Annotated in this window: 23 protein-coding genes; 15 read left to right on the top strand and 8 right to left on the bottom strand. The window is 48.2% G+C overall.

Going from position 1 to position 26,145, the window contains the following annotated elements; genetic code table 11:
• Nucleotides 1-358: 358 nt before the first annotated feature.
• The 9 genes from KJS52_RS17750 (at nt 359) to KJS52_RS17710 (ending at nt 11,228) form a co-directional block, all read left to right on the top strand.
• On the top strand, nt 359-1,996 hold the full coding sequence (locus KJS52_RS17750) for a Na/Pi cotransporter family protein (protein ID WP_246563696.1): 1,638 nt from the start codon (nt 359-361) through the stop codon (nt 1,994-1,996).
• Nucleotides 1,997-2,200: 204 nt separating this feature from the next.
• Complete coding sequence (locus KJS52_RS17745; protein WP_246563695.1) at nt 2,201-3,214, top strand: ABC transporter substrate-binding protein; 1,014 nt, start codon at nt 2,201-2,203, stop codon at nt 3,212-3,214.
• A gap of 1 nt (nt 3,215) precedes the next feature.
• Nucleotides 3,216-4,004, top strand: a complete 789-nt coding sequence (locus tag KJS52_RS17740) for an IucA/IucC family C-terminal-domain containing protein (protein WP_213517789.1) — start codon at nt 3,216-3,218, stop codon at nt 4,002-4,004.
• A gap of 627 nt (nt 4,005-4,631) precedes the next feature.
• Nucleotides 4,632-6,389, top strand: coding sequence for a helix-turn-helix domain-containing protein (locus KJS52_RS17735; RefSeq protein ID WP_213517786.1), 1,758 nt, complete (start codon nt 4,632-4,634; stop codon nt 6,387-6,389).
• 119 nt (nt 6,390-6,508) lie between these two features.
• Nucleotides 6,509-6,940, top strand: coding sequence for a VOC family protein (locus KJS52_RS17730; RefSeq protein WP_213517784.1), 432 nt, complete (start codon nt 6,509-6,511; stop codon nt 6,938-6,940).
• Nucleotides 6,941-7,157: 217 nt separating this feature from the next.
• Nucleotides 7,158-8,201: a FecCD family ABC transporter permease gene (locus KJS52_RS17725; protein ID WP_213517781.1), complete on the top strand. Its 1,044-nt coding sequence runs from the start codon at nt 7,158-7,160 to the stop codon at nt 8,199-8,201.
• 57 nt (nt 8,202-8,258) lie between these two features.
• Nucleotides 8,259-9,233: a FecCD family ABC transporter permease gene (locus tag KJS52_RS17720; protein ID WP_213518266.1), complete on the top strand. Its 975-nt coding sequence runs from the start codon at nt 8,259-8,261 to the stop codon at nt 9,231-9,233.
• A 49-nt stretch (nt 9,234-9,282) separates the two neighbouring features.
• Nucleotides 9,283-10,332, top strand: coding sequence for an NAD(P)/FAD-dependent oxidoreductase (locus KJS52_RS17715; RefSeq protein WP_213517780.1), 1,050 nt, complete (start codon nt 9,283-9,285; stop codon nt 10,330-10,332).
• 23 nt (nt 10,333-10,355) lie between these two features.
• Entirely contained in the window at nt 10,356-11,228 is an 873-nt protein-coding gene (locus tag KJS52_RS17710) for an ABC transporter ATP-binding protein (protein WP_213517777.1), read from the top strand.
• 120 nt (nt 11,229-11,348) lie between these two features.
• On the opposite strand, the gene KJS52_RS17705 is transcribed toward KJS52_RS17710, so the two are convergent.
• From KJS52_RS17705 to KJS52_RS17695, 3 genes are all read right to left on the bottom strand, one after another.
• Nucleotides 11,349-12,248 carry a glycine betaine ABC transporter substrate-binding protein gene (locus tag KJS52_RS17705; RefSeq protein ID WP_213518264.1) on the bottom strand — a complete coding sequence of 300 codons (900 nt, stop codon included), beginning with the start codon at nt 12,246-12,248 and terminating at the stop codon, nt 11,349-11,351.
• Between the two features lie 72 nt (nt 12,249-12,320).
• Nucleotides 12,321-13,166 carry an ABC transporter permease gene (locus KJS52_RS17700; protein WP_213517775.1) on the bottom strand — a complete coding sequence of 282 codons (846 nt, stop codon included), beginning with the start codon at nt 13,164-13,166 and terminating at the stop codon, nt 12,321-12,323.
• Entirely contained in the window at nt 13,153-14,361 is a 1,209-nt protein-coding gene (locus KJS52_RS17695) for a quaternary amine ABC transporter ATP-binding protein (RefSeq protein WP_213517772.1), read from the bottom strand. Before KJS52_RS17695 ends, KJS52_RS17700 begins: the two co-directional genes overlap by 14 nt.
• Nucleotides 14,362-14,860: 499 nt before the next feature.
• Between KJS52_RS17695 and KJS52_RS17690 the strand changes: the two genes are divergently transcribed.
• Nucleotides 14,861-15,418, top strand: a complete 558-nt coding sequence (locus KJS52_RS17690) for a GbsR/MarR family transcriptional regulator (RefSeq protein WP_213517770.1) — start codon at nt 14,861-14,863, stop codon at nt 15,416-15,418.
• 86 nt (nt 15,419-15,504) lie between these two features.
• On the opposite strand, the gene KJS52_RS17685 is transcribed toward KJS52_RS17690, so the two are convergent.
• Entirely contained in the window at nt 15,505-16,698 is a 1,194-nt protein-coding gene (locus KJS52_RS17685) for a ParB/RepB/Spo0J family partition protein (protein ID WP_213517768.1), read from the bottom strand.
• Nucleotides 16,699-16,954: 256 nt separating this feature from the next.
• Between KJS52_RS17685 and KJS52_RS17680 the strand changes: the two genes are divergently transcribed.
• Together KJS52_RS17680 and KJS52_RS17675 are read left to right on the top strand one after the other, a co-directional pair.
• Complete coding sequence (locus tag KJS52_RS17680) at nt 16,955-17,458, top strand: CYTH domain-containing protein (RefSeq protein WP_213517766.1); 504 nt, start codon at nt 16,955-16,957, stop codon at nt 17,456-17,458.
• Nucleotides 17,459-17,510: 52 nt separating this feature from the next.
• Nucleotides 17,511-18,497 (top strand): Gfo/Idh/MocA family protein, encoded by a 987-nt coding sequence (locus tag KJS52_RS17675; RefSeq protein ID WP_213517764.1) that lies wholly within the window; start codon nt 17,511-17,513, stop codon nt 18,495-18,497.
• Between the two features lie 379 nt (nt 18,498-18,876).
• Here the strand turns inward: KJS52_RS17675 and KJS52_RS17670 are convergent, their stop codons facing one another.
• On the bottom strand, nt 18,877-19,254 hold the full coding sequence (locus tag KJS52_RS17670) for a helix-turn-helix domain-containing protein (RefSeq protein ID WP_246563694.1): 378 nt from the start codon (nt 19,252-19,254) through the stop codon (nt 18,877-18,879).
• A 63-nt stretch (nt 19,255-19,317) separates the two neighbouring features.
• On the bottom strand, nt 19,318-20,283 hold the full coding sequence (locus KJS52_RS17665; protein WP_213517762.1) for an aldo/keto reductase: 966 nt from the start codon (nt 20,281-20,283) through the stop codon (nt 19,318-19,320).
• 148 nt (nt 20,284-20,431) lie between these two features.
• Between KJS52_RS17665 and lplA the strand changes: the two genes are divergently transcribed.
• Nucleotides 20,432-21,421 carry a lipoate--protein ligase gene (gene lplA, locus KJS52_RS17660; RefSeq protein ID WP_213517759.1) on the top strand — a complete coding sequence of 330 codons (990 nt, stop codon included), beginning with the start codon at nt 20,432-20,434 and terminating at the stop codon, nt 21,419-21,421.
• Nucleotides 21,422-21,715: 294 nt separating this feature from the next.
• Here the strand turns inward: lplA and KJS52_RS17655 are convergent, their stop codons facing one another.
• Nucleotides 21,716-22,225: an SRPBCC family protein gene (locus tag KJS52_RS17655; RefSeq protein WP_213517757.1), complete on the bottom strand. Its 510-nt coding sequence runs from the start codon at nt 22,223-22,225 to the stop codon at nt 21,716-21,718.
• A 28-nt stretch (nt 22,226-22,253) separates the two neighbouring features.
• Nucleotides 22,254-22,583: an ArsR/SmtB family transcription factor gene (locus KJS52_RS17650; protein WP_213517754.1), complete on the bottom strand. Its 330-nt coding sequence runs from the start codon at nt 22,581-22,583 to the stop codon at nt 22,254-22,256.
• A gap of 238 nt (nt 22,584-22,821) precedes the next feature.
• Here KJS52_RS17650 and KJS52_RS17645 point away from each other — a divergent pair, with 238 nt between their 5' ends.
• Complete coding sequence (locus KJS52_RS17645) at nt 22,822-24,057, top strand: aminopeptidase (RefSeq protein ID WP_213517752.1); 1,236 nt, start codon at nt 22,822-22,824, stop codon at nt 24,055-24,057.
• A gap of 869 nt (nt 24,058-24,926) precedes the next feature.
• Nucleotides 24,927-25,955, top strand: coding sequence for a Delta(5) desaturase DesA (gene desA, locus KJS52_RS17640; protein ID WP_213517750.1), 1,029 nt, complete (start codon nt 24,927-24,929; stop codon nt 25,953-25,955).
• The last annotated feature ends 190 nt before the right edge of the window (nt 25,956-26,145 follow it).

The raw sequence follows: 26,145 nt of genomic DNA, 5'->3' as shown, positions 1-26,145 counted from the left end.
CTCCAACTAAATTCATTTAACGTTACCAGAATTCTTTAAACCTTCTCTGTAACCTGCCAAGGGGTTTTCTACACAGCCTTTTAGTTGCTCACAAGTAGTGCTGCAGCTAGCACTCCTTGCCTTATACTAGCGCACAAGCTTCTTGGTCCTGCATTCAAAAAGCTACTCCGTAGCGCTGAGAAACGCTTTGCTCCGGAGCACAAAAAAAGGACCCACAGCAACGGGCTGTGGGCTGTCAAATTTATATATCATTAAAAAGGGGGTCACTTAGAAGTATAGACAAAGTATGTTAAAGGGAAATGAAAGGAATATTTCAGTTATGTTACAAATTCACTGCAGGCATTACAAAGCATCATAAATGCCCGGCGTTACGGAGGAAATCGTGGATACACAGCATTTGGTCTTTTATCTGATAGGCGGTATAGCGATTTTTTTATTCGGTATCAAGTCCTTGTCCGAAGGCTTGCAAAAAATAACTGGAGATCGAATTCGTCACTGGCTGGCAACCTATACGGCGCATCCTTTGCTCGGCGTTGTTGCGGGAATTTTTATTACGACCCTGTTTCAAAGCGCTACAGGTGCGGTCATTTTAATAATCGGTTTGCTGAATGCGAGTATTTTAAGCATGAAGCAGGCTGTGCATGTGTTAATCGGTGTTAATTTGGGGACAATCGTAACGATTTTTATCGTAGGCTTTCGCATTGAGGACTACGCGCTTCCGATTGTCGCAGCTGGCGTATTTTTGCTGCTGTTTGGCCATTATAAACGTATTCAGTATGTTGGACAAATTATTCTCGGCTTTGGCACCTTGTTCCTCGGCTTATCATTCGTTAGGGACGGCTTGCGTAGCGACAGTCTGTCGAACGAGATGACAATGTTTCTGCTCAATCTTGCTGACTTCCCGCTGTTTGGCTTGCTGGCGGGCATCGTGCTGTCGCTGCTGCTGACTAGCTCCAACGCCGCGATTGGCGTGCTGCAAACGGTGGCAGATGAAGGGCTGATTGATCTGGCGGGGGCGCTGCCCATTTTGCTCGGCAGCAATCTGGGCTCGGCGATCATTGCTTGCATAGCTGTCATTGGCGCAAGCATTAAAGCAAAGCGCGTCGTATTGATCGATGTGATGTACTATCTGTTTGGAGCGATTCTGTTCCTCGTTTTGCAAAAGCCGTTGCTTTCCTTAATGTCGTGGCTGGAGCAGCTTACACACATGAAGCTTCAGCTTGCAGTTGCGCATAGTTTATTTCAGGTGCTGACAGGCGTTGTATGCCTGATGCTGGCTCCATGGCTGCTGCGGATCGCCAATCATCTCATTCAAACGCATCAGACGACCGCAGAGGTATGGTTTGGCGCGCAATATTTGGACAAGCGCTTTTTAGCTACGCCAAGTGTCGCCCTCGGGCAAGCTCAGCATGAAATATTGCGGATGGGCGGTATCGCGCGCGAGACACTGGGACATGCTTCGCAATACTTTTTCGAGCATGACAGCCGCTCGGCGAATTTGGCATTGAAAAAGGAAACCTTGGTCAATGAGCTCAATCAGCTTATTACCGACTACATTGTCAGCATCCATCAGCATGACTTAACGGCAGGAGAATCGGAAAAGCTGACGGGTCTGCTCCATATTGTCAACGATATTGAGCGGATTGGCGACCACGCGGAAAATATTGTCGAGCTGGCTGACTATTGTGTGCGAAATCGCGTACAATTTTCTGAGGAAGCAACGAAGCAATTGCATCAAATGATTGATGCCGCAGATTGGATTATAGGCAGAGCGCTTTACGCGTTGGAGCAGCAGGATCGCTCAGCCGCTGCCGACGTGCTTGGACGTGAAGCGGATTTGGATCGTATGGAGCATGAGTTCCGCACAGGCCACTTTAAGCGTTTGAATGAAAATTTATGCCGCGGCAATGCGGGAGCTATTTTCCTCGATGTGCTCAGCAATTTGGAGCGGGTGGGCGACCATAGCAAAAATATAGCTGAATATGTATTGAAATAAGTACCTCGGGCATCATTTCAACAATGATCGTCGAGGTATTTTTTTTTGCGACGGCACAAGCTGTCTTCTTGAGCTTCACATGCTGTGTCGTTAAAGTTCATTTTTTCTGTCGCAGGATTCCATTGAAATAAAAGGCTCCGCTAAGTATACTCTAACTAATAATGAAAATCATTATCATAAACACATATGAAGGGGATAGTTAGCGTGAAGAAAGGCAAATATGCAAGTTGGCTGGCAGCAGCAATGCTTAGTTTTATGTTGATATTAGGAGCGTGCAGCTCTGGCGAAGAAGGCAACCCGGTGGCGTCAAGCAATACGAATACAGAAGAACCTGCGGGCAATACGAATACAGGAGCTGAGTCGAATAGCGAAGCAGCATACCCTGTAACGATACAGCATATGAAGGGTGAATATACATTAGAGGAGAAGCCTGAGGTTATTGCTGTGCTCGATACCAAATTTGTTGATCAACTGATTGTGCTTGGCGAGCAGCCAGCAGGAAGTGTAACAGCAGCAGGCTCGGATACTGATTTTCCAGAGTATTTAATGGATCAAATAGGAGATGTAAAGCTGCTTGGCACTCGCGATGAGCCTAATTTGGAGGCAGTGCTGGCATTGGACCCGGATTTGATTATTGCTACAGATTTTCAGGCGGAAATTTATGACAGCCTGGACAAAATAGCACCTACTATTATGCTTGATTTTTATGAGGACTGGCGCGTGACGCTGGATACGATCAGCAAAATTGTCAATAAGCAGGAGGAAGCAAAAGCAGTCGAGCAGGCCTATGATGAGAAGGTAGCTGGCCTGAAGCAGCAGCTGGCGGACAAGCTTGGCGATCAAACTGTTGCGCTTATTCGTCCACGTGATGAAGGCATTCGCGTTCATACGCCGCAGCATCGTACCGGTGCTATTCTCTATGAAGATTTGGGCTTGCATGCACCTGCAGCAACGACCGAGGTGGATGATACCGCCTATGAAATTCCTTTAGAAGTATTGAGTGAGATTGAGGCCGATCATTATTTCCTGCTGTCCGATGCGATGTTTGCCGGCGCGGTTGAGGAAGTGCTGGGAACGAATACATGGACCTCGCTTGAGCCAGTTAAAAATAATCGCGTGTACGAAGTAGACACTACGCTTTGGATCGCCTACTATGGTCCGATTGCGATAAATTTGATCGTTGATCAGGCAGCCGAAGCGTTGCTCGGAGCTCAGTAGCATGGAGCCATTTCTGTCCTCGCCAGCCTGGAACGAATTGATGAGCGATTATAGCATTGGCTGGGAACATGATGAGAGGCTCGCTCAGCCGCTTAAGTCGATAGCTGTTAGCGAGCTGCTGCAGCGCGAGCAGTGCGACGCGTATTTAAGCTGGTTTGCTCAATATATTGGCGCCGCGAGCATCAGCATTGCAGCGTCAATGCTGATCAAGCGCTATGCGTTCCTGCTTGCTGCACCTGCCCTTTATGCGATGACCTATTATGACAAAGGGATTGTGCCGAGCCTTACAGGCTGTCAGCTCGTAACGATAGCAGAAGCAGAAAATCGCTCGCGTTCGCGCTTTCCCGACCTGCGGCTTGCTTCTGTGGAGCTGACTGCACCTGCAGCGAGTGGGGGCAGCAGAGAGCAATGGCGCGAGCAGTATGTAGGCCAGCTGTTTGCTGAGCACATTGCACCGCTGCTGCAAAGCGTCGCTACTGCTGGCTCCGTGTCGACGGCGATTTTATGGGAAAATGTAATGGTGCGGATTGCTCCGCTTTATGCTGAGGATGATCAGGATCCTCCTCAGCTGCGTCAGCGAAAAAAGGATGACTTTTCCTTCCTTGCCGTTCATGCTCCGGCGCAGCTTTTTGCAATGAGAAAAAATCCGCTGACCAGGTTTGTCGAGCAAGCGGAGCCAGACACTGTTGTGCCCAGGAGCCAAAGGCTTACTTGTTGTTTGTATTATCAGATGGCCCCAGAATATTGCAAAAAATGCCCCAAAAGCGGAAGTCAAAAAGCTCGACTTTGATGACGATGCTGTTTCATTGTAGTGGATTCGACGGCGAATATGTCACGCTACCGAAAGCTCCGGTGCTCACGTAGCTTTTGCTCTACGCTGCGCTCCTCGCTTTCTAGTATCGTGCCATCTTCTTGGTCCTGAAAGCCGAGCTTTTTGAACCTTTATTGAAAGCGGAAGTTCAAAAACGGGACTTTGATGACGATGAGGTGCGTTGTAGCTTAGTCGGCGGCGAATCTTGAACGCTAGCGAAAACTGCGGTGCTCACGTAGCTTTTGCCTACGCTGCGCTCCTCGTTTTCTACTAGCGTCCAAGCTTCTTGGTCCTGAAAGTCCCGTTTTTGAACCTTTATTGAAAAGCGGAAGTTCAAAAACGGGACTTTGATGACGATGAGGTGCGTTGTAGTTGACTCGACGTCGAATATGTCACGCTACCGAAAGCTCCGGTGCTCACGTAGGTCTATCTACGCTGCGCTCCTCGCTTTCTAGTATCGTGCCATCTTCTTGGTCCTGAAAGCCCCGTTTTTGAACCTTAGCCTTGTGCACTTATTTCGTTGACAATGAGAATGATTATCAAATAAAATAAAGCAAGATTATATTTTCGGAATAAAGTGCTGTTTTAGTATTGGAGATGGGGCGAATGAGGCTACTGGAACAATTGCCGCTTTGGAATGAAGCGGCAATTAATGTACTGGATGTGCAGCGGCTAGATGTGCTTGCAAAGGATGGCGTGCAGCAGTTGCTGTTAAAAAGCAGCATAATTTTATTTGTGAGCAGCGGGCAAGGCTTGCTGCAAATCGATCGGACTTCCTTCAAATTTGCCGGCTTTTTTATTTGCCATGCTGACAAGGGGAGTACGCTGCGTTTGACTGCAAGCAAAGGCGCTGTCCAATGCTACAGCATTGCCTATACCGCTGTGCTGCCGCGTGTCGTGCAATTGGAGCCTGCCAGCCGCTCCAGTGCAAGCGTGACGCCGAGCATGGATCGGTCCTCATTCGGCTTTGCTCCTGCAGAGCCTTTCGCGTTGCATCATATGCTTCAGCTGATGCATGACAAATGGAGCTCCGACTCACTGCTCAATCAGTTCCATGTCAAGGCGCTGCTGCATGCCCTGCTGTATGAGCTGATGGAGCAAAGTCAGCAGCTTGCAGGCAGTCTGTCTGCTGCACTTGATGGTGCAGACATTGTCCAGGCTTATATTGAAGCGCATGCGCATAAGCGGATTGAGCTGCAGCAGCTGGCTGAGCTTGCTTCCTGCAGCCCGCGACAGCTGCAGCGCTTATTTCGAGAGCGTCTGCAGAAAGGGCCGATGGAATATTTGATTCAAGTGAGAATGGAAAAAGCGCAGCGGCTGCTGCAAACTACCTCGGCTTCGATTGGTGATATTGCGCAACAGGTGGGCTACCAGGATGTGTATTACTTCAGCCGTGCATTTAGAAAGTATGTCGGCATCTCTCCCTTGCAATTTCGTCAAAATCAACAACTCCATCCTGATAGCCACAATACTAAGGAGGAGCATCAGCTCCTCGCTTATTCGCCCATCGTTTATTGTGTTCAGAGCGAGACAGGCGTTATGCTCAAGCATATGAAGGGCGAACTGCTCTTTAAACAAAGACCGCGACGGATAGCCGTTCTGGACCTGCAATATGCAGATCAGCTTACTACGCTGAATAAGCCGCCTGCAGGAAGCGTGCAAGCTGCCGGGACAATCGCTTATTTTCCTGACTACTTGCAGCGCAGGCTGACGCAAACGGTCGTGCTTGGCACATACGAGCAGCCGAATATAGAAGCGGTAAGCTCGCTTAAGCCCGATCTTATTATTTGCACCGAGGTCCATGAACCGATATATGCTAGCCTGGCCGCTATCGCTCCGACGGCGATGTTCAAGCGCAACGAGGATTGGCGCAATATGCTGATTACGTTTGGCATGCTGGTTGGCAAGGAAAAGCAAGCGACACATATTTTGCAATCGTATGAGAAGAAAACCGCACTGCTGTCGAGCAAGCTCGCTGCGCGTCTGCATGGGCAGCGTGTAGCGTTAATTCGTCCGCGTGAAGCGGTTATTCGCGTGCATACCGCAGCACATCGCACAGGAGCTGTTTTATATGAAGATTTACGCTTGCCGGCTCCGCAATTCGTAGCAAATGCTGCTGATACCGCCTATCATATTTCGCTCGATGCTTTGCCCAAGGTAGACGCCAATTACTATTTCCTGCTCAGCAATGATTACTCCAGACAGACGGTGATCGAAATGCAGCAAACAGACGCCTGGAACTCGCTGGAGGCAGTAAAGGAAGAGCATGTCTACACAGTCGATGCTGCAACCTGGATTGGCTCCTACGGTCCAATGGGCATTAATCGAGTGGTCGAGCAAATTGCCAGTTCCTTGCTCGCTTAGGGCGTGTTTGCATTCACGCTCTAGCAGGAATTATCGGAAAAATGCCGAAATTTGAGGAGGCTAAGATACGGCAAGGCATGCATGTATCTTTGGCACAATACAGGTTAAGGAGTGGAAGGATGAGCGACAAACTGAACTTTACGCAAATTGGCTACGTTTATATTCCGACAAATGATCTTGATGCCTCAATTGCCTGGTATACGGAAAAGCTCAATTTCAAGCTGATGAACAGATTCAAGGATCGCGGCTCTTTTTTAGCGGTGCTGCATCATCCGCACAAGCATTCGATCGCTGCACTATTAATTGAAACAACTGACCACAATCGAATGGAAATAATGCGCAACGGCAGTCCATTTCCGATTATGGCAATCAATTGTCAGGATATCGAAGCTGCACATGCTTTTTTGAAACAGCAGCAGGTTGAGGTCGATGAGCTTCATGTACTGGGAGAAGGAGAAGCGAAATATTTTTACTTTAGAGACAATCAAGGACATCTGCTTGAGGCGGCATGGTCGATGTGGGATATGCAGGATGAGCTAAAGTGGCAATAACCGAATATTGAGAAGCATAAGGAGAAAAAGCGTATGGAAAATGTTGAACGATTATTCACATTTTACGCTTTTTCTGCTTTTAAAGGATAAAATAAATTGACAAAGCAGCAACAATATTTTATGATTTTGACAATGAGAATCATTATCTGTGAAATAAAATTGATACTAATAATCATTACTACTTACATATTATTGAGTTAGAGTGAGGAGTACATCGATGTCATCCATTCATCCTTCTGAGATCCAACAGACTGAAAATATTCGTACTCGGCCATTGGTAGCAAGCTTTATCTTGTTTGGCGGAGTTATTGCATTATTGCTTGGAATTGCCGTCTCAGTTTCCTTTGGTGCGGCGGATATTGCGTTTACGACGGTTTGGGAAGCTGTCTTTCAGTTCAATCCGGATTTAACCAATCACCAAATTATTCAGGAGCTGCGGCTACCAAGAGTGCTGGGAGGCGCGATGGTTGGCGCCTGCTTCGCTGTTGCAGGCTCGATCATGCAGGGCATGACTCGCAACCCGCTGGCCGACTCAGGCCTGCTAGGTCTTAATGCAGGAGCGGGCTTTATGCTGGCGTTATGCTTTGCATTCTTTCCTGGTCTGCCTTATATGTCGCTTATTTTATTTGCTTTTCTTGGAGCAGCACTTGGCGCCGGGCTTGTGTTCGGGATCGGCTCGCTTGCCAGAGGCGGCTTGACGCCAGTTCGTTTGGTGCTTGCAGGCGCGGCAGTGAGCGCACTGCTCGTTGCGCTTAGCGAAGGTATTGCATTGCATTTCCGCATCGGACAGGATTTGGCATTTTGGTATGCTGGCGGCGTGGCGGGCACGAGATGGTCGCATCTCGAGATTATGTTTCCCTGGATCGCCGCGGCCTTGATCGGTGCTCTAATCATTTCCCGTTCCATTACGCTGCTCAGCCTTGGCGAGGAAATTGCAGTTGGTCTTGGACAGCGTACCAAGCTGATCAAACTCGTCGGCATGATTATCGTACTAATTTTGGCGGGAGCTGCGGTTTCGGTAGTCGGAGCTGTCAGCTTTGTCGGACTGATTATTCCGCATTTGACGAGATATTTGGTTGGCGTAGATTATCGCTTAATTATTCCATGCTCGGCGGTGCTGGGCAGCTTGCTGGTCGTGCTGTCTGATTTGGGCGCGAGAATGATCAATCCGCCTTATGAAACACCGATTGGCGCGATTATTTCGCTTATAGGCGTTCCGTTCTTCCTTTACTTGGCACGTAAGGAAAGGAGGGGGCTGTAAGTGGAATCTTCCATTTTTGCTGCAGATCGGCGCAAGCGAAAACGCGCCTATACGATTATGCTGATTATAGGCGGGCTTGTCATTCTCAGCTTTATTATTAGTATGAATACGGGTCATATTCGCCTTTCGCCGCTGGATGTATTCAAAACGTTGTTTGGCATGGGCGTAGATAATCAGCCGCTTATTCTATTTGAGTTTCGCTTGCCGCGAATCGTCATTTCGATATTGATCGGTTCGGGCTTAGCGGTTTCAGGAGCGATTTTACAAGGCATTTCACGCAACGCATTGGCTGATCCCGGCATTCTCGGCATTAACGCCGGAGCGGGTCTGATGGTGATGCTGTTCGTATCCTTTTATCCGGTAACGTCAAATGCTCCAATATTTTTATTGCCGATCATGGCTTTGTTTGGCGCAGGCTTTGCTGCGCTGCTCATCTTTATGCTGTCCTATAAAAAGAATGAGGGCATCTCGCCTACGCGGCTTGTGCTGTCAGGTATCGGTGTTGCGGCGGGCATAAGCGCAGCAATGATTGTGCTGACGCTGCGGCTTGATCCTGAGAAATATCAGTTTGTCGCAACGTGGATGGCGGGCAGCATTTGGGGAACGAATTGGAAATTTGTTGTTGCCTTGCTGCCGTGGATCGTCATCTTGCTGCCGCTTGTATTTTACAAGGCGCGCGTGCTGAATGTGCTTAATCTTGGCGAGCAGACCTCAATCGGGCTCGGCACGCCAATCAAGAAGGAGCAGATTTGGCTGCTAGCCGCTGCTGTAGGCTTGGCTGGATCATCCGTATCAGTGAGCGGTGGCATCGGTTTTGTTGGACTAATTGCCCCGCATTTGGCAAGAAGGTTGGTCGGACCGAGACATGAGTTGATGCTTCCGACTTCCGCTTTGCTGGGCAGCTTGCTCGTGATTGCCGGCGATACGATTGGTCGTACCATTTTACAGCCGTCAGAAATTCCTGTCGGCATTGTCGTAGCCGTTATTGGCGCGCCGTACTTCTTATATTTATTAGCTCGTTCCCGAGCCTAATTCAAGTACATGAACTGCTTTTAATAAATGAAAACAGAGGTGTTGAGCGATGAGTGAAATATTTGAAGTGACGATCATTGGCGGCGGCCCAGCTGGCTTGTATTCCGCGTTTTATAGTGGCTTGCGAGAAATGAAAACAAAAATTATTGAGTTTCAGCCATTCCTTGGCGGCAAGGTTCACGTTTACCCTGAAAAAATGATTTGGGATGTAGGCGGTCTTACGCCAATGCCTGCCGAAAAGCTGATTGAGCAGCTTGTGCAGCAGGGCTTAACCTTTAAGCCGGAAGTTGTGCTGGGCGAGAAGGTAACCTCTATTCAAAAAAATGCAGACGGCATTTTTGTTATAGATACAGCATCAGGCCAGCAGCATTACTCGAAAACGGTCATTCTTGCTGTAGGCGGAGGCATACTGAAGCCGACCAAGCTGCAGCTTGAAGGAGCGGAAAAATTCGAGGTTTCCAATTTGCATTATACCGTAAAATCGCTGGCGCGCTTTAAAGGAAAAACCGTGCTTATATCGGGCGGCGGCAATGCCGCAATTGATTGGGCGAATGAGCTGGAGCCGATTGCGAAAAAGATATATTTGACCTACCGCAAGGATATGCTAAAGGGGCATGAAGCTGAAGTGTCCAGACTGATGAACAGCTCGGTGGAATGCCTGCTGAATACGACAATTGAGAAGCTGGTGGCGGCTGACAATCATGAAACGATTGAAAAGGTCGTGCTGAAAAGCATTGATGATCATACGACCCGTGAGCTTGAGGTCGATGAAGTTATCATTAATCATGGCTTTGAACGAGATAGCGATTTGCTGAAAAACAGCCCGCTCAATATTGAGCTCAAGGATGATTTCTATGTAAAAGGAACGCCAATGAGCGAAAGCTCGGTCGAAGGGCTATATGCTGCAGGCGATATTTTGCACCATGAAGGCAAGCTGCATTTGATTGCTGGCGCCTTCCAGGATGCGGCAAACGCGGTAAACAAAGCGAAGCAGTATATTTCGCCGGATGCGCATGCATGGGGAATGGTTTCCTCCCATAATGAGCTGTTTAAAGAGAAAAACAAAGAGCTGATTCATCAAATGATTTTGAACTCATAATCAAACATGAGGAGGGGAAATGGATGAGCCGATTATATACAGAAGGTTTAAGTATTGGGTACGTCGACCGCTTGATCGTGGAGGATTTGAACCTGTCCATACCGCAAGGGAAAATTACGGCGCTTGTTGGCGCCAACGGTTCTGGCAAGTCTACTATTCTGAAAACGATGGCGAGAATTATGAAGCCGCGCAACGGAACAGTGTTTTTGGATGGCAAGTCGATTCATAGCCAGTCGACGAAGGACATAGCCAAGGAGCTGGCTATCCTGCCGCAAAATCCTGTTGCGCCAGACGGCCTGACGGTGTTCGAGCTAATATCGTACGGGCGCTTTCCGCATCAGAAGGGCTTTGGCAGCTTGACTAAGGAAGATAAAAAATATATTGAATGGGCGCTTCAAGTAACAGGCATGATCGATTTTTATGATCGTCCTGTCGACCAGCTATCTGGCGGGCAGCGGCAGCGGGCATGGATCGCGATGGCGCTGGCCCAAGGGACCGATATGCTGTTTCTTGATGAGCCGACGACGTATCTGGATATGGCGCATCAGCTTGAGGTGCTGAAGCTGCTTGAGCATTTGAATGAGGAAGAGAAGCGGACGATTGTAATGGTCGTGCATGATTTGAATCATGCTACTCGCTTTGCTCAGCATATGGTAGCGATTAAAACAGGTCGTGTCGTGTGCGAAGGCTCTCCTGCTGAGGTCATGACAAGCGAGGTGCTGCGCGAAGTATTCGGAATCGAAGCAGACATCATCCCTGATCCGCGGACGGGAGTGCCGCTCTGCTTGCCGTATGAGCTTGCGGGCAAGGAAAGAAAGCCTGCCAAGCCGACAGCTAAAGCAGACGAAGCGATAGCCGCCGAGCAGGTTGAAGTAAAAGAGGAAGTGCTTGTGTAAGTAATAACATAGAAAAAAGCAGCAAAGACTGGGGCCATCGCAGGCCCTTTCTCTTTGCTGCTTTAAGCTGCTTAATGCTGCTCAATGCTTATGTTACCATATACAATTTAGTACGTGCTCTTATTGCAGCCAAGCATCTACCTTGTCAGCATTAGCCTCTACCCAAGCCTTTGCAGCATCCTCAGGAGAAGCTCCTTCAACAATTTGCATCATAACCTCTGCCATATCGTCTGGCGACCAGTTGAAGGCGTCGAGGAACGCATATGCTTCCGGCTGATCATCCTTTAGGCCAGTGCGCACGACAGTATGAATTTGCTCATCCTCACCGTAGATGCCTTTCGGGTCCTCCAAATATTTCAGATCCATGCTCGCAAATTTCCAATGCGGTGTCCAGCCCGTAACAATAATTGGCTCTTGCTTGCTGTACGCATCCTGAAGTGCTTTCGCCATAGCAGCGGAGGAGCTTTCCATCAAGGTCCAGCCGTTGTCCTGCAAGCCGTATTGCTCGAACACTTCTTCTGTTTTCATCATTAATCCGGCACCTGGCTCGATTCCGATAATCGTATTGTCTACCGTGCTGCCAACCTCAGCATTTAAATCCTCGATGCTGTTGATGTCCATATAAGCAGGTACGACCAAGCCCAGCTTAGTTCCGCTCAAGTTCGGACCCAAGTCCTCGAATTTACCTTCCAGCTCATTAACATAAGACTCATGCGTTGTAGGCAGCCAAGCGGCAACCATCGCGTCTGCGCTGCCATCGGCAATTCCTGTCCACATCGGGCCAGCGTCAACCTGCAGCATTTCAACCTTGTAGCCAAGCTTCGTTTCCAGTACTTCCTTCACTACATTCGTGCTGGCAATTTCTGAATCCCACGCAACATAAGCCAGCTTAATGCTTTTGTTTTTGTCGGAGGAGCCGCCGTTGCCGGCATTATCTGTATTACTGCCCCCGTTGCCATTATTGTTTGTACCGCAGCCTGCAAGTAGGACCAGTACAGCCAGAATCGCAGCAAATACCATCGTCTTGTTTTTCTTCAAATCAATCACTCCTGTTTTTCAAATTTATTTATTTGATGACTCATGGATCATAGCTTAACGGCCTTCTGCAGCTTTACCGTTGCGCATCGCGCGCTGCGTAAAGCGATCCAGAATAATAGCCAAAATTACGATCGCAATACCGGCTTCAAAGCCGATCCCTGTTTTAACCTGAGTTACAGCACGATAAACGGTAGCGCCAACCCCTTGTGCCCCTACCATCGAGGCGATTACGACCATCGACAGCGACAGCATAATCGTTTGGTTAATGCCGGCCATAATGGTTGGCATCGCAATCGGCAGCTGCAGCTTGAACAGCTTTTGCGACGGCGTTGAACCAAAGGCGTCTGCTGCTTCAACAAGCTCGGCTGGCACTTGGCGTATGCCGAGATTCGTAAGTCTGATCGTCGGCGGAATCGCAAATATAATAGATGAGATTACGCCAGGTACAACGCCCAGACTGAAGAATGTAATCGATGGCAGCAAATAGACAAAGGCTGGCATCGTCTGCATAAAGTCAAGCAGCGGTGTAATAATGCGCTGCATTCTGTTGCTGCGTGCACATAATATGCCAAGTGGAACACCGATCAAAATCGAAATAATAGCGGCTGTCAGAACGAGAGCAAGTGTCTGCATCGTTTGATCCCAATAGCCCAAATTTTCAATTAACAGCAAGCCAATCGCTGTAAATGCGGCAAGCCCCCATCTGCCGATAAGCCAGGCAAGCGCCGTGAAAACAATAATAATGATAAGAGATGGTGGGTAGCGGAGAACAGTCTCTAAACCGTCGACGATGCCGCGTATAATGAGGGTAATGAAATCGAATAAAGGCTCAAAGTTTTGATCCAGCCATTTTTCCAAAGCTTCAATCCAGGAGCCGAGCGGAATTTTAGGAAGATTCATGGTTGCCACCTCCGTCAGCTAACGAATTTCCTGCCAGAGCAGCCAATACAGCACCTTTAATGACGACACCCTTCAGTCGTCTATTGCTGTCAACTACAGCGACAGGCAGTCTGGAATTGCCCATTAGCTCGAATAGCTCGTTAAGCACCGTATCCGGGGCAATCTCAGGCACATCCTGCTGGATTAGCTCCTCCAGCTTTTGGCCTTCTTTAATGGCGTTAGATGCATCCTCAGCGCTTACTAGTCCGAGCAGCTGCATCGATTTATCGACAACGTACAAGCTGGATACGCCGCGCTCCCGCATAAATTGCAAGGCTACGCGAGGTCCTTTATCAATCGTAATCGTTTCTGCTTTTTCCATTACATGTGCTGCTGTCAGTACTTTGGATAAATCAACGTCCTCAACAAATCGCTCAACGTATTTGTTGGCTGGCTGCATCAGAATTTCTTCTGGCGTGCCAATTTGCACGATGCTGCCATCCTTCATCAGCGCGATTTGATCGCCTATTCGCAATGCTTCATCCAAATCATGCGTAATAAATACGATGGTTTTTTTCATTTTGCTTTGCAGTTCGAGCAATTCATCCTGCATATCCTTGCGAATCAGGGGATCAAGCGCGCTGAACGCTTCATCCATAAGCAGCACATCAGGATTGTTGGCCAAGCCGCGCGCCAAACCGACACGCTGCTGCATACCGCCGCTCAGCTGATCGGGCAAGCTGTTTTCCCAGCCTTTCAGACCCACCAGCTCGAGGGCTTGCATCGCCATTTCCTTTCTTTTGCTTTTCTCCATACCTTGCACCTCTAGTCCGTATTCCACATTGCGGAGTACGGTGCGGTGAGGGAACAAGGCGAATTTTTGAAATACCATGCCGACATTTTTTCGTCTAAATTGTCTTAGCTGCTCAACGGACATATTCATAATGTCCTGGCCTTTGAATAAAAGCTGACCTGAGCTCGGCTCGATCAGGCGGTTGAGTAGTCGAACCAGTGTCGATTTACCACTTCCTGACAGGCCCATAATGACGAAGATTTGTCCTTCTTCTATCGTAAAGCTGGCTTGATTAACGCCGACAGTCATTTTTGTTTCGGCCAAAATTTTATCTTTAGTCCAGCCTTGCTGCAGTAAAGACAACGCCTTTTTGGGCTCTGAGCCAAATATTTTGGTCAATTGTTTTGCTTCGATAATCGACATGCTGTATCCCCCTTTCATTGTGATGTACAGCAACTTGAACATTAATAAGATGTTCAAAAAGCTTGTTTTTTAGTAGCCTCCAAGCTTGCTGCTCATAATAGCGAACCTTTTGAACACGCACTATAAGTGTAGAAAAAAAATACAGATGGGGTCAAAGCGGCTGAGCCTTTGTGTAGTACGTACAGTTTTAACTTTACAAACTTTACGTACTGTATGCTCTGGATAACTCCCTTTTTCGCCCAGATCACATTCTTTACAGCTGCAAGTCGCTAATTTACAATGGTGTAAATGGTGTAGGGCGTGTCTGAGGACTCCGAGGACAGCCAATTTCGCCGAATTTCCGTTCCATGCAAGGCGCGTTTGAGAAGGCGTACTGGGCGTTGGCCTGCGCAAACGAAACGAAGCAGGGGGCGAAAAGGCGGTGAAAGGGGCCACTGAGCGGGTTTTAGACAGGTTCTAGCTAGCTCGCATCGCCATACGGCTTTCAGGGAGGCACATAATGAATGAACTAGATGTATTAACAGAAGAGCAGCGCTCGCAATTGCTGAATACGAGGAGACGCGTCATCGAATCGATCGGAAAAAACATGGATTTGTATGGCATCACACTCTCCATCGGTTATTTATATGGAAATATGTATTTTAACCGTGGGCCTGTAACCCTGGATGAAATGAGCCAGACGATGGGTATGAGCAAAACATCGATGAGTACGGGCATGAGAACACTTCATGATTTGAAAATGATAAACAAGGTTTGGGAGAAAGGCTCGCGCAAGGATTTATATGAGGTAGTCCCTGATTGGTATCAAAACTTCAGTGACTTTTTTTCGATCAAATGGAGAAAGGCAGTCGAGCAAAATATGAGTGCGCTCAAGCGCAGTCTGAAGGAAATCGAGGCAATGATGGTGCAGCATGAAGGCCATCCGCAGATGATGCAGCTGCTGCAAAGCGATAAGGAAAAAATAGAAGAAGCGCTCGCTTATTATAGATGGCTGGACCGCTTGATCGACACCTTTGAATCAGGGGAGATTTTCGAGTTTATACCGAAGGAGCAATAGCTTCTCAAGCCAATAAAAGAGCTCAAGGCATAATGGATGCATGTGCAATGCCCTTATGCCTTGAGCTCTTTTTTGTAAGCAGCACACTACATGCGGCTTGTTTGCTGAATCGTCTGCCATAGCTGCTGCAGCTGCTCCAGCTTGACAAGCATATCAACGGCCAACTGCTCGCAGGCTTCATGCTGCTGTAGCACGCCGCTTTGCAGCTCTTGCAGCAGAGCATCTGCTTGCTGCAACGCTTGCTCTAGACCAGCAGCATACTGGTCCTTGTCCAGTGGTAAAGTATTTCTACTGCGATCTGCTGTATGGCTGTCTGCGGTGGAGTGATTTTCTGCGCTGCCGCCAGTCGAGCTGCTCGCTGCCAAGCTGCTGTCTGGCGCGCTGCCGCCTGTTGAACTGCTCGCTGCCAAGCTGCTGTCTGCCGCGCTGCCACCTGCCAAGCTGCTTTCGGGCTGGATCGCTCCAAGGTCTGCAGTACCGGACTGCAGTGCAGCGGCTTGTCCTTCGGCTTTCCGCTCTTCTTCCTGCCGTGCTCTTTCATTCTGCTCCTTTTCCCTTGCCAGCTTTTCCTTGCGATTTTGTTCGTAGACAGACCATGTTTCAATCAAGCTGCTGCCGTTTTTCATGAGTAGCTTTTGTTTTGTTGCATCTGAAATCGAGCTGTCCTTGAACAGCTTGGCGATTTTTTTCACATCGCTCACCGGCAGCTCATCACGTGCCGCTGTTAGAGCGAGCGTATCGCGAAATTCAAGCGGCAAATCCTTCAACGGCATAAGCTGATCCTCCGTCAGACAGTCCTTGCGAATTTGCGTGCCGCTTACAATAAGCTTTTTTACGGCGCTGCTGAATTTCAACAGCTCCAGCTTGTTTTTTATGTAGCTTTCCGGTTTGCCAAGCTTGCTGGAAAGCAGCTTGCTCGAGCTGCGAAAACGATCATCATTCATCAGCTTGTGGAAAGCCTCTGCTTCTTCAATCGGTGAAAAATCCTCGCGTGTCAAATTTTCTGCAATTTGCTCCAAATAAATGTCCATTTCATCCGATGCAGTAGATACAATGCAAGGAATAGCTTCGAGTCCAACCATCATAGAAGCTTTATAGCGGCGATTGCCATAAATGATTTTGTAGCGGCCATTATCCATCGCCCGAACTTTAATCGGCGAAAGCAGGCCAATTTCGCGAATGCTGTTCGCAAGCTCCTCGAGCGCCTCTTCATTAAACTGATATCTTGGCTGCTCCTTATCCTCATCGATTAGCGACAGCTTGATTGACGTTATTTCCATTGCGAAACTCCCTTCTGAACATTAGGACGTGCCTGAAAACCTGTTCTTGGACGTTCTCAGACGCGACTTGGACGTTCTTCGACACGCCCTGGCTGCTTCTATTGTACCATGATGCTTCAAGCTTGAGACCATACGCTATCGCTACTTGCACAGAGCGGCATATTTTGATAGCGTGTAGAATGGAACATGCTTCCGCTGCAACTTTTTGTCGCAAAGAAGTGATACTAGCTATGAAAGCTTTTAGGAGGAATACATAATGGCGTTGGAGATTGAACGAAAGTATTTATTGGAAGTTCCGTATCAGCAATTGGTTGATCAAGGCATCATAGCTGTGCAATCCGAGCAAAGGATTGAGCAAACCTATATTGCGCTGGATGAGGATCAGGAGCTGCGCGTGCGGCGGATCAAGGATCTTGCAACGGGTGCTTATGAATATACGCATACATTTAAAAATGGAGTGGGGCTTGCTCGCGAAGAAGTAGAGTACAGCATCACTCAGGTCATTTATGAGCAGCTCATCGCTGCCTGCGGCTATGTACCGCTAACGAAAAACCGCATTACCGCAACCTGGAATAATACGACTGTGGAAATAGATGTGTATGACCAGGTTAATTTTATCGTAGTTGAGGTTGAGTTTGCATCGATGGAGGAAGCAGATTCATTTGCCCCGCCAAGCTGGTTTGGAGAAGAAATCAGCTTTAACAAAACGTACAGCAACAAGTCGGTATGGAGACAGCTGCAACAGTCATCGCAGCAATAGCGCTTAGCGCTGCACATAGCCCAACAATACCGAGATGAAGGAGAGAAACGTTATGGTTTCGTTTGGAATGATTGGAACGAATTTTATTAGTGATCGTTTTATTGCCGCAGGCTCGATGCTGACTAATTTCAAGGTGAGTGCGATTTGCTCCCGAGCGATGGAGACGGCGCAGGCCTTTGCTGCCAAGCATCATATTCCGCATTGCTTTACCGACGTTGAGGAAATGCTGGACAGCGGCTTGATCGGGGCGCTTTACATCGCATCGCCGACAAATTTGCATGCGTATTATGCCAAGCTGGCATTAAGCAAAGGCATACATGTGCTGTGTGAGAAGCCGGCAACCTCGAATGCAAGAGAGCTTAAGGAGCTGCTTGAGCTGGCTCGCGCTAAAGGCGTGCTGTTTATGGAAGCGATGAAATCAACCACGCTGCCGGCCTTCAGGCAAGCCGTCGAGCAGCTTGATAAGCTGGGTACGATACGCCGCTATTTTGCGAGCTTTTGTCAATACTCCTCGCGCTACGATGCCTATAAGCAAGGGACGGTGCTGAACGCCTTTAAGCCCGAATTTTCCAATGGCGCATTAATGGATATTGGCGTCTACTGCATCTATCCGGCGGTTATGCTGTTTGGCAGGCCGCGCGCGATCCATGCCTCGGCAGTGATGCTCGAGTCCGGCGTTGATGGACAAGGCAGCATTATTATGCAATATGACGGCCTGGATGCCGTTATTCAATACTCGAAAATTAGCAACTCATATTTGCCGCTGGAAATTCAAGGCGAGGAAGGCTCATTTCTGCTTAACCGGGTTAGCGATCCGAATGAACTGATCTGGAAAACGCGAACGGGTGAGGTCAATGACCTGTCGCTGCCGACCGTTACTCATGATATGTACTACGAGATCCAGCATTTTATAGCGTTGATCGAAGAAAACAAGAAGGAATCGCCGATAAACAGCCACGCCAACTCGCTGGCAACGATGGAAATAATGGACGAGGTAAGAAAGCAGATCGGGCTCGTATTCCCTGCTGACCATACTTAAACAAAAAGGCTGAGCTGTAAGCCGCTTTGCAAGGTAAAAGTGAGGGTTTAAGAATCTGGATAACGTTAAATGATCCATTTGCAGGCGATGGACATTCTTACGAACATGCATAACCTTAAGTACGGAAAGCTGCCTCAAATACGGGGAAAACCGCCTAATAAGACGCTGTATATTCCTTAGCCTGAGCAAGGCTTCATTGGTCGCACATAACGTTATCCAGCTTCTTTAGCGACTAGCCATCCCCTTTGCCTGCCTTTTACCACTGCGAAAAGCCGTCGGCGAAAATCTCTGCCATCTGGTTTCTAACCTCTACACCCGCGCGATCTGCCCGAACAACCTCAAATGTGCCTGAATGCTTCACAACGCTTCACCTTCCTTTTCAAATATTAAGGTCAAGAGCGATCTCGACGGCATCGAAAATTTCTCCTCCAGCATCACCTTCACGGAACTTGCCTTGCCGCTGCCCTTTGGCGATAAGCTCAGCAGTCGTTTGCAGTAGATCGCTATTGATCTGTTTGAGAACTGCTTGCTGACCCTTCGTGACCGTAGAGAAGAAGGATTGCGTCATCAACAGTAAGAGGTGTGCCAAGTCATCGCTGGAAGAAAGATCGAGATACACCTCGTCCGCAAACCGTGTCAATTCCTCGAATAGCTGATCCATTGTTTTGTAATGGCGGTACAGCAGACCGATGCTAATGCCAGCCTGATCGGCAATATGCTGCACATTGGTGGAACCGTATCCTTGCCGAACGAACATTAAAGCCTGATGCAATCCAAAATAAAAATGGAGCACCAGGCTTTAAAAGTGACTGAATCAATGCTAAATGCGATAAAAGGCGAACGGCTCGCCATGCTTGAAGGGAGCGCTTATTTCATCAAGTCGCTGCAGCACGCTGGCATCAAGCTCCAGCTCCAGCGCTTGTAAATTATCCAGCAGCTGCTCTGGCTTAGTCGCGCCGACAATGACGCTGCCTACGACAGGCTGATGCAGCAGCCAGGCGATCGACAGCACATTTGGAGATGTGCCGAGCTCCTGGGCAAGCTGCGCGACCTGCTTGCTAAGCACTAGCGTGTGCTCCGAGAAAAAGCGATTGAAGCCTGGATCAGTTTCCGCTCTCGAGCCTTGCGGAATGCCTTGCACATACTTGCCTGTCAAAATGCCGCCGGCAAGTGGGAAGTATGGGATAATCCCGATGCCTTGATCGAGACAAAGCGGAATCAGCTCGCGCTCCGGCGTGCGGTCGGCCAAGGAGTAGCTTGTCTGATGCGAAATATACGCGCTAATGCCAAGCTGTCTGCTGATGCCCAGCGCCTTCATCAGCTCCCATGCGTAGTAATTGGAGCAGCCGATATATCTGACCTTGCCCGAGCTGATCATATGCTCCAGGCAGCGCAGCGTCTCCTCAAGCGGTGTGTGCGGGTCGAAGGTGTGAATTTGATACAGGTCAACATGATCGGTTTGCAGCCTGCGCAGGCTCGCTTCAAGCTGCGTCATAAGATGGCGCGCTGATGAGCCGCGATCGTAAACGCCAGATCCTGCTGGCAAGCCCGCTTTCGTGGTTAGCACGACCTGCTCTCTTTTACCCTTTAGCGCTTCTCCGATTATCGTCTCCGATTGTGTGCCAGCGTAAATATTCGCTGTATCAATAAAGGTAATGCCTCGCTCAATTGCTTGCTCAATGATAGAAATCGACGTCTGGCGGTCAGCCCGCTTGCCAAAGGCATTTGTGCCAAGGCCGATAGCGGACAGCTTCAAGCCGCTTTTTCCCAAATTGCGATAGTGCATATGCTTTCCTCCGATCTGCTGCTTACCGCAGCTTTATCAATTTATGGATTCTATACACGCTATTATGGCACTTCCTCATAAGCTTGAAAAGCGCAAAGCAAAAAAGGTATAATTTCTAAATTAATAGTCGACAAGGAGGATCAAGCAAATGTTATTTGTTAGCAATGAGCAGCATCACGATCCAGCCGTTAATCTCGCGCTTGAGGAATATATTTTTAGACAGCTTCCAGAAAACAACTATCTTCTTTTTTACATTAATGAACCCTCGATTATTATCGGTAAAAACCAAAATACAGTCGAGGAAATCAACGCCGATTACGTCAAGCAGCATGGCATCCATATCGTTCGCCGCATGAGTGGAGGCGGTGCAGTCTATCATGATTTGGGCAATTTGAATTTCAGCTTTATTATGAAGGATGACGGATCTTCATTTCATAACTTCAAAAAGTTTACCGAGCCTGTTGTCGCAGCACTGCGCGAGCTTGGTGTAGAGGCTGAGCTGAGCGGACGCAATGATATACAAGTGGGCGAACGCAAAATTTCCGGCAACGCACAGTTTCACTCGCGTGGAAAAATTATTAGCCACGGCACGCTGCTCTTCAACTCGGAAATGGAAAATGTGGCTAGCGCGTTAAAAGTGAATGCCGAGAAATATGTCTCGAAATCAACGAAGTCGGTGCGCAGCCGTGTAGCCAACATATCCGAATTTTTACGGGAACCGCTTACGATCGAGCAGTTCCGCTTGAAAATATTGCATTCTATTTTTGCCGGGCATGATGAAGTGCCTAGCTACAAGCTGACTGAAGAGGACTGGAAGAAGGTCTATCAGCTGGCGGACGAGCGTTATCGCAGCTGGGAATGGAACTACGGTCGTTCGCCGCAGTTTAATATGCAGCAGCGCAAGCGCATTGAAGGAGCAGGAACGTTTGATGTGCGCTTGAACGTTGAGGATGGCGTAATAAAGGATGCAGCTATTTATGGCGATTTCTTTGGACGTGGAGATCGCAACGAAGTCGCTGAGCAGCTTGTCGGCGTTCGTTATGATGAGCAAGCGCTGCGAGCGGTTTCTGAGCAGCTTGATCTTCCATATTACTTCGGGCCTATTACGCTGGACGATTGGATGGGGCTGTTGCTCTAACCCGTTTGACCGATTATATAAAGCGATAAATTGCCAAGCCTGTCTTTCCATGTGAAGGACAGGCTTCTTTATATGCAAAATGCTCGATTTAACCGAGCGTGCCAGTGAAGCTTCACGTACAAGCAGCAGGGTGTTTCATGAAAATAAAGTATTGAAGATGAAACTAACGGGAGACGTTAGTTCAACCAATACAGGGAGCAGGTCGCCGCGGCGACTTGCTCCCTTGAAAAAACAGACTGATTAGTTCAAGTGTAACTATCCATCATGAAAACCGGTATGCGGTTATTATTTCACTTATTGAGCGCTCTGCAGGTGCCCTTCCAGACGATCCCAAGTTTCCGTGATGCCTTGCTCCATGCCCATATCCAACACCTGTTGCAGTGCTTCGGCGGATGCGTAAGTCGCTTGGTTGATTAGCTTTGTTTTGCCTTCGAATTCCACGAACTGTAGGATGACATTCGTTGAAGGCATATCTGCCGAAACATTGCCTTCGCTATCGGAGAAGTAATCGGTGTATTCGATCTGCTCGTTCGTTGTGATTGCCTTGTAGATAGCTTTACCCCAAGACTCCATGCCGTAGAAATCGCCTTGCGCCTTGTCTTCGCACTTCATGCAGTAATGCCAGATGCCGCCCGGGCGGAAGTCGACGTTGCATACTGGAATGGACCAGCCGCTTGGCCCCCACCATTGCTTCAGATGCTCGGCTTCGGAGAATGCTTGGAATACAAGCTCGCGAGGAGCGTTAAAAACGCGCTCCAGAGTCAATACGTTTCCTTCAACTTTGCTCAACATTTGATTTGTCATTGTTTGTTCCTCCTCGAATTTTGGGTTCTTATTCTTTTGGCTTCACTTGCAGTTGCTGCAAATATCGCTCTAAGTTGTCGTAACGCTCGTTCCAGATCCGCCGGTAACGCTCCAACCATTCATCAAGTTCTTTCAAAGGCTCAATTCGAAGCTTGTAGTTCCGCCGATTTGCTTCCGCTTCGACTTCCACCAGGCCGGCTTCCAATAGGACGCGCAAATGTTTGGACGCTTGAGGCTGCCTTAGTTGCAGACTTTTCGCGATCTCGCCCACGGATAGGGGGCCTCCCGCCAGTAAATCCACGATGCGTAATCGGTTGGGCTCTGCCAGAGCGCTAAATGTCGTTGTGTTATTCGTCATTCGGTGCCATCACCTCGTTTTAGCAGTGCCTCTTGCTTACATTTACAATATACCTCAACAGGAATATTCCTGTCAAGGAATATTATAAGCTTAAGTCTAATAACTTGCGCTGCTGTAAGCAAAGAGCGTGCATTTACGAAGAAGCTGCATTGCAGATTTAATCAGTGCTATAATAGAGAGGTCAGCTGTTGATCATACTAAAACGTGGTAATGATCTGATTTTAAAGGAGATGTACATATGACAATGGATTGGAAAGCGCAGTTGCAGAAGTATGCGAAGCTTATTGTTCAGGTTGGCGTTAATGTGCAGCCGGGACAGCCGGTATTTGTAACGGGGGCAGTGGATCAGGCGGAGCTTGTTCGTTTGATTGCTGAAGAAGCCTATGAGGCGGGAGCAAGCAATGTTCACGTCGACTGGATTGACGATAAATTGTCCCGCTTAAAGTATACAAAGGCGGCAGAGGAAATTTTCAGCTACTTTCCTGACTGGGAGGCTGACAAACGTAAGGAGTTTGTAGACAACAACGCAGCATTCGTTTCGCTTGTGTCGTCGAGCCCTGATTTGCTGAAAGGAATTGATTCAAACCGCATTTCAGCTTTCCAAAAAGCGTCAGGCACGAAGCTTGTTGAATTTAGACGTGCCATTCAATCTGATAAAGTAAGCTGGACCGTTGTAGCGGCAGCAGGAGCTGAATGGGCGAAAAAGGTGTTCCCGCAAGCTTCCGAGGAGGAAGCCGTTGCGTTGCTGTGGGATGCAATTTTCAAGGCTGTTCGTCTGGACACGCCAGACCCGATCGCAGCTTGGCAGCAGCACAACGTTAATTTGCACGAAAAGGCAGTGGCGCTCAACAACTATCGCTTCAAAAAGCTGCATTATCGCGCGCCAGGCACGGACCTGACGATTGAGCTTGATGACAAGCATGTATGGGTATCGGCTGGCAGTGAAAATGCGCAGGGACATATCTTTATGGCGAACATGCCGACAGAGGAAGTATTTACTGTCCCTTACCGTGACGGTACCAACGGCTATGTATCGAGCACCAAGCCGCTTAGCTATGGCGGAAATGTAATCGATGAGTTCAAAATTACATTTGAAAATGGGCGCATAGTAGCCTATGAAGCAAAGCAAGGCGAGGAATTTTTGGCGAAGCTGATCGAAATTGATGAAGGCTCGCATTATTTGGGCGAAGTGGCGCTCGTGCCGCATCGCTCGCCGATTTCACAGTCGGGCATACTGTTCTTCAACACGCTGTTTGACGAAAATGCGTCCAACCATTTGGCAATTGGCAGCGGCTATGCCTTCAACATTGAAGGCGGCAAGCAAATGTCGCCAGAGGAGCTGGCAGCCCATGGCGTCAACGAAAGCATTACGCATAATGACTTTATGATTGGCTCAGCAGAAATGGACATTGACGGGATTCAAGCGGATGGGGGGGTTGTCCCCGTATTCCGCAAAGGTGAATGGGCATTTTAGCGGAAGTCCAAAAAGCTGGACTTTGATGACGATGTTGTTCGTTGTAGCTTAGTCGGCGGCGAATATGTCACGCTACCGAAAGCTGCGGTGCTCACGTAGCAATTGGCCTACGCTGCGCTCCTCGCTTTCTAGTATCGTGCCATATTCTTGGTCCTGAAAGCCCAGCTTTTTGAACGCTTATTGGAGAGGTAGTTCAAAAAGCTGGACTTTGATGACGATGTTGTTCGTTGTAGCTTAGTCGGCGGCGAATCTTGGACGCTAGCGAAAATTCCGGTGCTCACGTAGTAAGTGCCTACGCTGCGCTCCTCATTTTCTACTAGCGTCCAAGCTTCTTGGTCCTGAAAGCCCAGCTTTTTGAACGCTTATTGGAGAGGTAGTTCAAAAAGCTGGACTTTGATGACGATGTAATTGCGTTGTAGCTTAGTCGGCGGCGAAGCTTGGACGCTAGCGAAAGCTGCGGTGCTCACGTAGCTTTTTGCCTACGCTGCGCTCCTCGCTTTCTACTAGCGTCCAAGCTTCTTGGTCCTGAAAGCCCAGCTTTTTGAACGCTTATTGGAGAGGTAGTTCAAAAAGCTGGACTTTGATGACGCGGTTTTGCGTTGTAGCTTAGTCGGCGGCGAATCTTGGACGCTAGCGAAAGCTGCGGTGTTCACGTAGTAAGTGCCTACGCTGCGCTCCTCGCTTTCTACTAGCGCCCAGGCTTCTTGTTTTCTTTTTGAAGACGACATGACATTTGTCATGTCGTCTTCCTTACGTTTATGACTTACAACTGGATGAGAAAGCAGTTACAATTATATTATTAACAGGAACGATTACATCTTTGTAGCTGCTTAAGCTTTGGCTGCTGCAAACTAAAGGAGAGGGAGCTTATGCAAGACCCTAGGCAGCTGCAGCTTCGCAAAAGCGTGCAGAAATTTGAGAAAACAACGAAGTCCATTAGTATTGGACAATTATGCAATACACTAATTCCGCTTGTTGCTTTATGGGCTGCTGCTTATTTCAGCTTGTCAATCTCGTATTGGTTGGCATTACCATTAGCAATTGTTAGCGGATTTTTCATTATTCGCACCTTTATCATTTTTCATGATTGCTGTCACGGATCGTTTTTTAGCAGCAAGCGTGCCAATGATATTGTAGGTATTATAACCGGAACTATTACCCATGTTCCTTATCTGCAGTGGAAAAACTCGCATGCGATTCACCACGCAACGAGCAGCAATCTTGACAAGCGCGGCGTAGGCGATTTATGGATTATGACGGTAGCGGAGTATGAGGAAGCATCCAAATTCCAGCGTTTACGCTATCGCTTGTACCGCAATCCGTTTGTGATGTTTGTACTTGGCCCGTTTTATGTGTTTTTAATTCAATACCGCTTTAATCGCAAGGGAGCAAAACGCAAGGAGCGTCTTAACACGTATTTGATGAATGTGTTAATTGTAGCGATGTATGGGATTCTGCTTCTGCTTGTCGGCTGGAAGGCTCTGCTGCTGATTCAATTGCCAGCCTTCTATATTTCAGGGGCACTTGGCATATGGTTGTTTTACGTACAGCATCAGTTTGAAGATTCCTACTTTGAGCATAATGAAGAATGGAGCTATGTGCATGCTGCAGTAGAAGGCAGCTCCTTCTATCGCTTGCCTAAGCTGCTGCAATGGCTGACTGGCAATATCGGCTACCACCATGTGCATCATTTGAGCCCTAAAGTACCGAACTATTACTTGCAGGACGCGCATGAGGAGACTCCTCCACTGCATAAAGCCACAACCATTGGCTTGAAGGAAAGCTTGCTATCATTGAAAGTAGCACTTTGGGATGAGCAGACAAAACGCTTTGTCAGCTTTCGCGAAGGCAGACTTCTAGCTGCAAAACAAACACTAGCGATCGATAAAGCAAGCTGAAAAGCATTAGATTAAAATAGCTGCATAGCAATAAACAAGGGGAATCTCAAGGTCATCAGATGACCGACGAGAAACCCCTTGCTTTGTAGCTAAGCAAAAACAGCTTAATACGGACGAAGCAGCTTATCTATGATACACTAAAAACAACAACTTAAACTTCAAAGGGCGGGCTTTCAGGACCAAGAAGATG

It is taken from the genome of Paenibacillus montaniterrae (assembly GCF_018403185.1).
Lineage (GTDB): Bacteria > Bacillota > Bacilli > Paenibacillales > Paenibacillaceae > Pristimantibacillus > Pristimantibacillus montaniterrae.
This window is presented reverse-complemented; position numbering and strand designations above follow the sequence as displayed.

Excerpts from the sequence above, each read along its gene's own strand:
- KJS52_RS17655 (WP_213517757.1), bottom strand. The coding sequence starts at position 22,225 with ATGACAAATCAAATGTTGAGCAAAGTTGAAGGAAACGTATTGACTCTG.
- KJS52_RS17645 (WP_213517752.1), top strand. The coding sequence starts at position 22,822 with ATGACAATGGATTGGAAAGCGCAGTTGCAGAAGTATGCGAAGCTTATT.
- KJS52_RS17740 (WP_213517789.1), top strand. The coding sequence starts at position 3,216 with ATGGAGCCATTTCTGTCCTCGCCAGCCTGGAACGAATTGATGAGCGAT.
- KJS52_RS17725 (WP_213517781.1), top strand. The coding sequence starts at position 7,158 with ATGTCATCCATTCATCCTTCTGAGATCCAACAGACTGAAAATATTCGT.
- KJS52_RS17685 (WP_213517768.1), bottom strand. The coding sequence starts at position 16,698 with ATGGAAATAACGTCAATCAAGCTGTCGCTAATCGATGAGGATAAGGAG.
- KJS52_RS17750 (WP_246563696.1), top strand. The coding sequence starts at position 359 with ATGCCCGGCGTTACGGAGGAAATCGTGGATACACAGCATTTGGTCTTT.
- KJS52_RS17730 (WP_213517784.1), top strand. The coding sequence starts at position 6,509 with ATGAGCGACAAACTGAACTTTACGCAAATTGGCTACGTTTATATTCCG.
- KJS52_RS17715 (WP_213517780.1), top strand. The coding sequence starts at position 9,283 with ATGAGTGAAATATTTGAAGTGACGATCATTGGCGGCGGCCCAGCTGGC.
- KJS52_RS17670 (WP_246563694.1), bottom strand. The coding sequence starts at position 19,254 with ATGTTCGTTCGGCAAGGATACGGTTCCACCAATGTGCAGCATATTGCC.
- KJS52_RS17650 (WP_213517754.1), bottom strand. The coding sequence starts at position 22,583 with ATGACGAATAACACAACGACATTTAGCGCTCTGGCAGAGCCCAACCGA.
- KJS52_RS17705 (WP_213518264.1), bottom strand. The coding sequence starts at position 12,248 with ATGGTATTTGCTGCGATTCTGGCTGTACTGGTCCTACTTGCAGGCTGC.
- KJS52_RS17665 (WP_213517762.1), bottom strand. The coding sequence starts at position 20,283 with ATGCACTATCGCAATTTGGGAAAAAGCGGCTTGAAGCTGTCCGCTATC.
- KJS52_RS17675 (WP_213517764.1), top strand. The coding sequence starts at position 17,511 with ATGGTTTCGTTTGGAATGATTGGAACGAATTTTATTAGTGATCGTTTT.
- KJS52_RS17720 (WP_213518266.1), top strand. The coding sequence starts at position 8,259 with ATGCTGATTATAGGCGGGCTTGTCATTCTCAGCTTTATTATTAGTATG.
- KJS52_RS17710 (WP_213517777.1), top strand. The coding sequence starts at position 10,356 with ATGAGCCGATTATATACAGAAGGTTTAAGTATTGGGTACGTCGACCGC.
- KJS52_RS17680 (WP_213517766.1), top strand. The coding sequence starts at position 16,955 with ATGGCGTTGGAGATTGAACGAAAGTATTTATTGGAAGTTCCGTATCAG.
- KJS52_RS17690 (WP_213517770.1), top strand. The coding sequence starts at position 14,861 with ATGAATGAACTAGATGTATTAACAGAAGAGCAGCGCTCGCAATTGCTG.
- KJS52_RS17735 (WP_213517786.1), top strand. The coding sequence starts at position 4,632 with ATGAGGCTACTGGAACAATTGCCGCTTTGGAATGAAGCGGCAATTAAT.
- desA (WP_213517750.1), top strand. The coding sequence starts at position 24,927 with ATGCAAGACCCTAGGCAGCTGCAGCTTCGCAAAAGCGTGCAGAAATTT.
- KJS52_RS17700 (WP_213517775.1), bottom strand. The coding sequence starts at position 13,166 with ATGAATCTTCCTAAAATTCCGCTCGGCTCCTGGATTGAAGCTTTGGAA.
- KJS52_RS17695 (WP_213517772.1), bottom strand. The coding sequence starts at position 14,361 with ATGTCGATTATCGAAGCAAAACAATTGACCAAAATATTTGGCTCAGAG.
- lplA (WP_213517759.1), top strand. The coding sequence starts at position 20,432 with ATGTTATTTGTTAGCAATGAGCAGCATCACGATCCAGCCGTTAATCTC.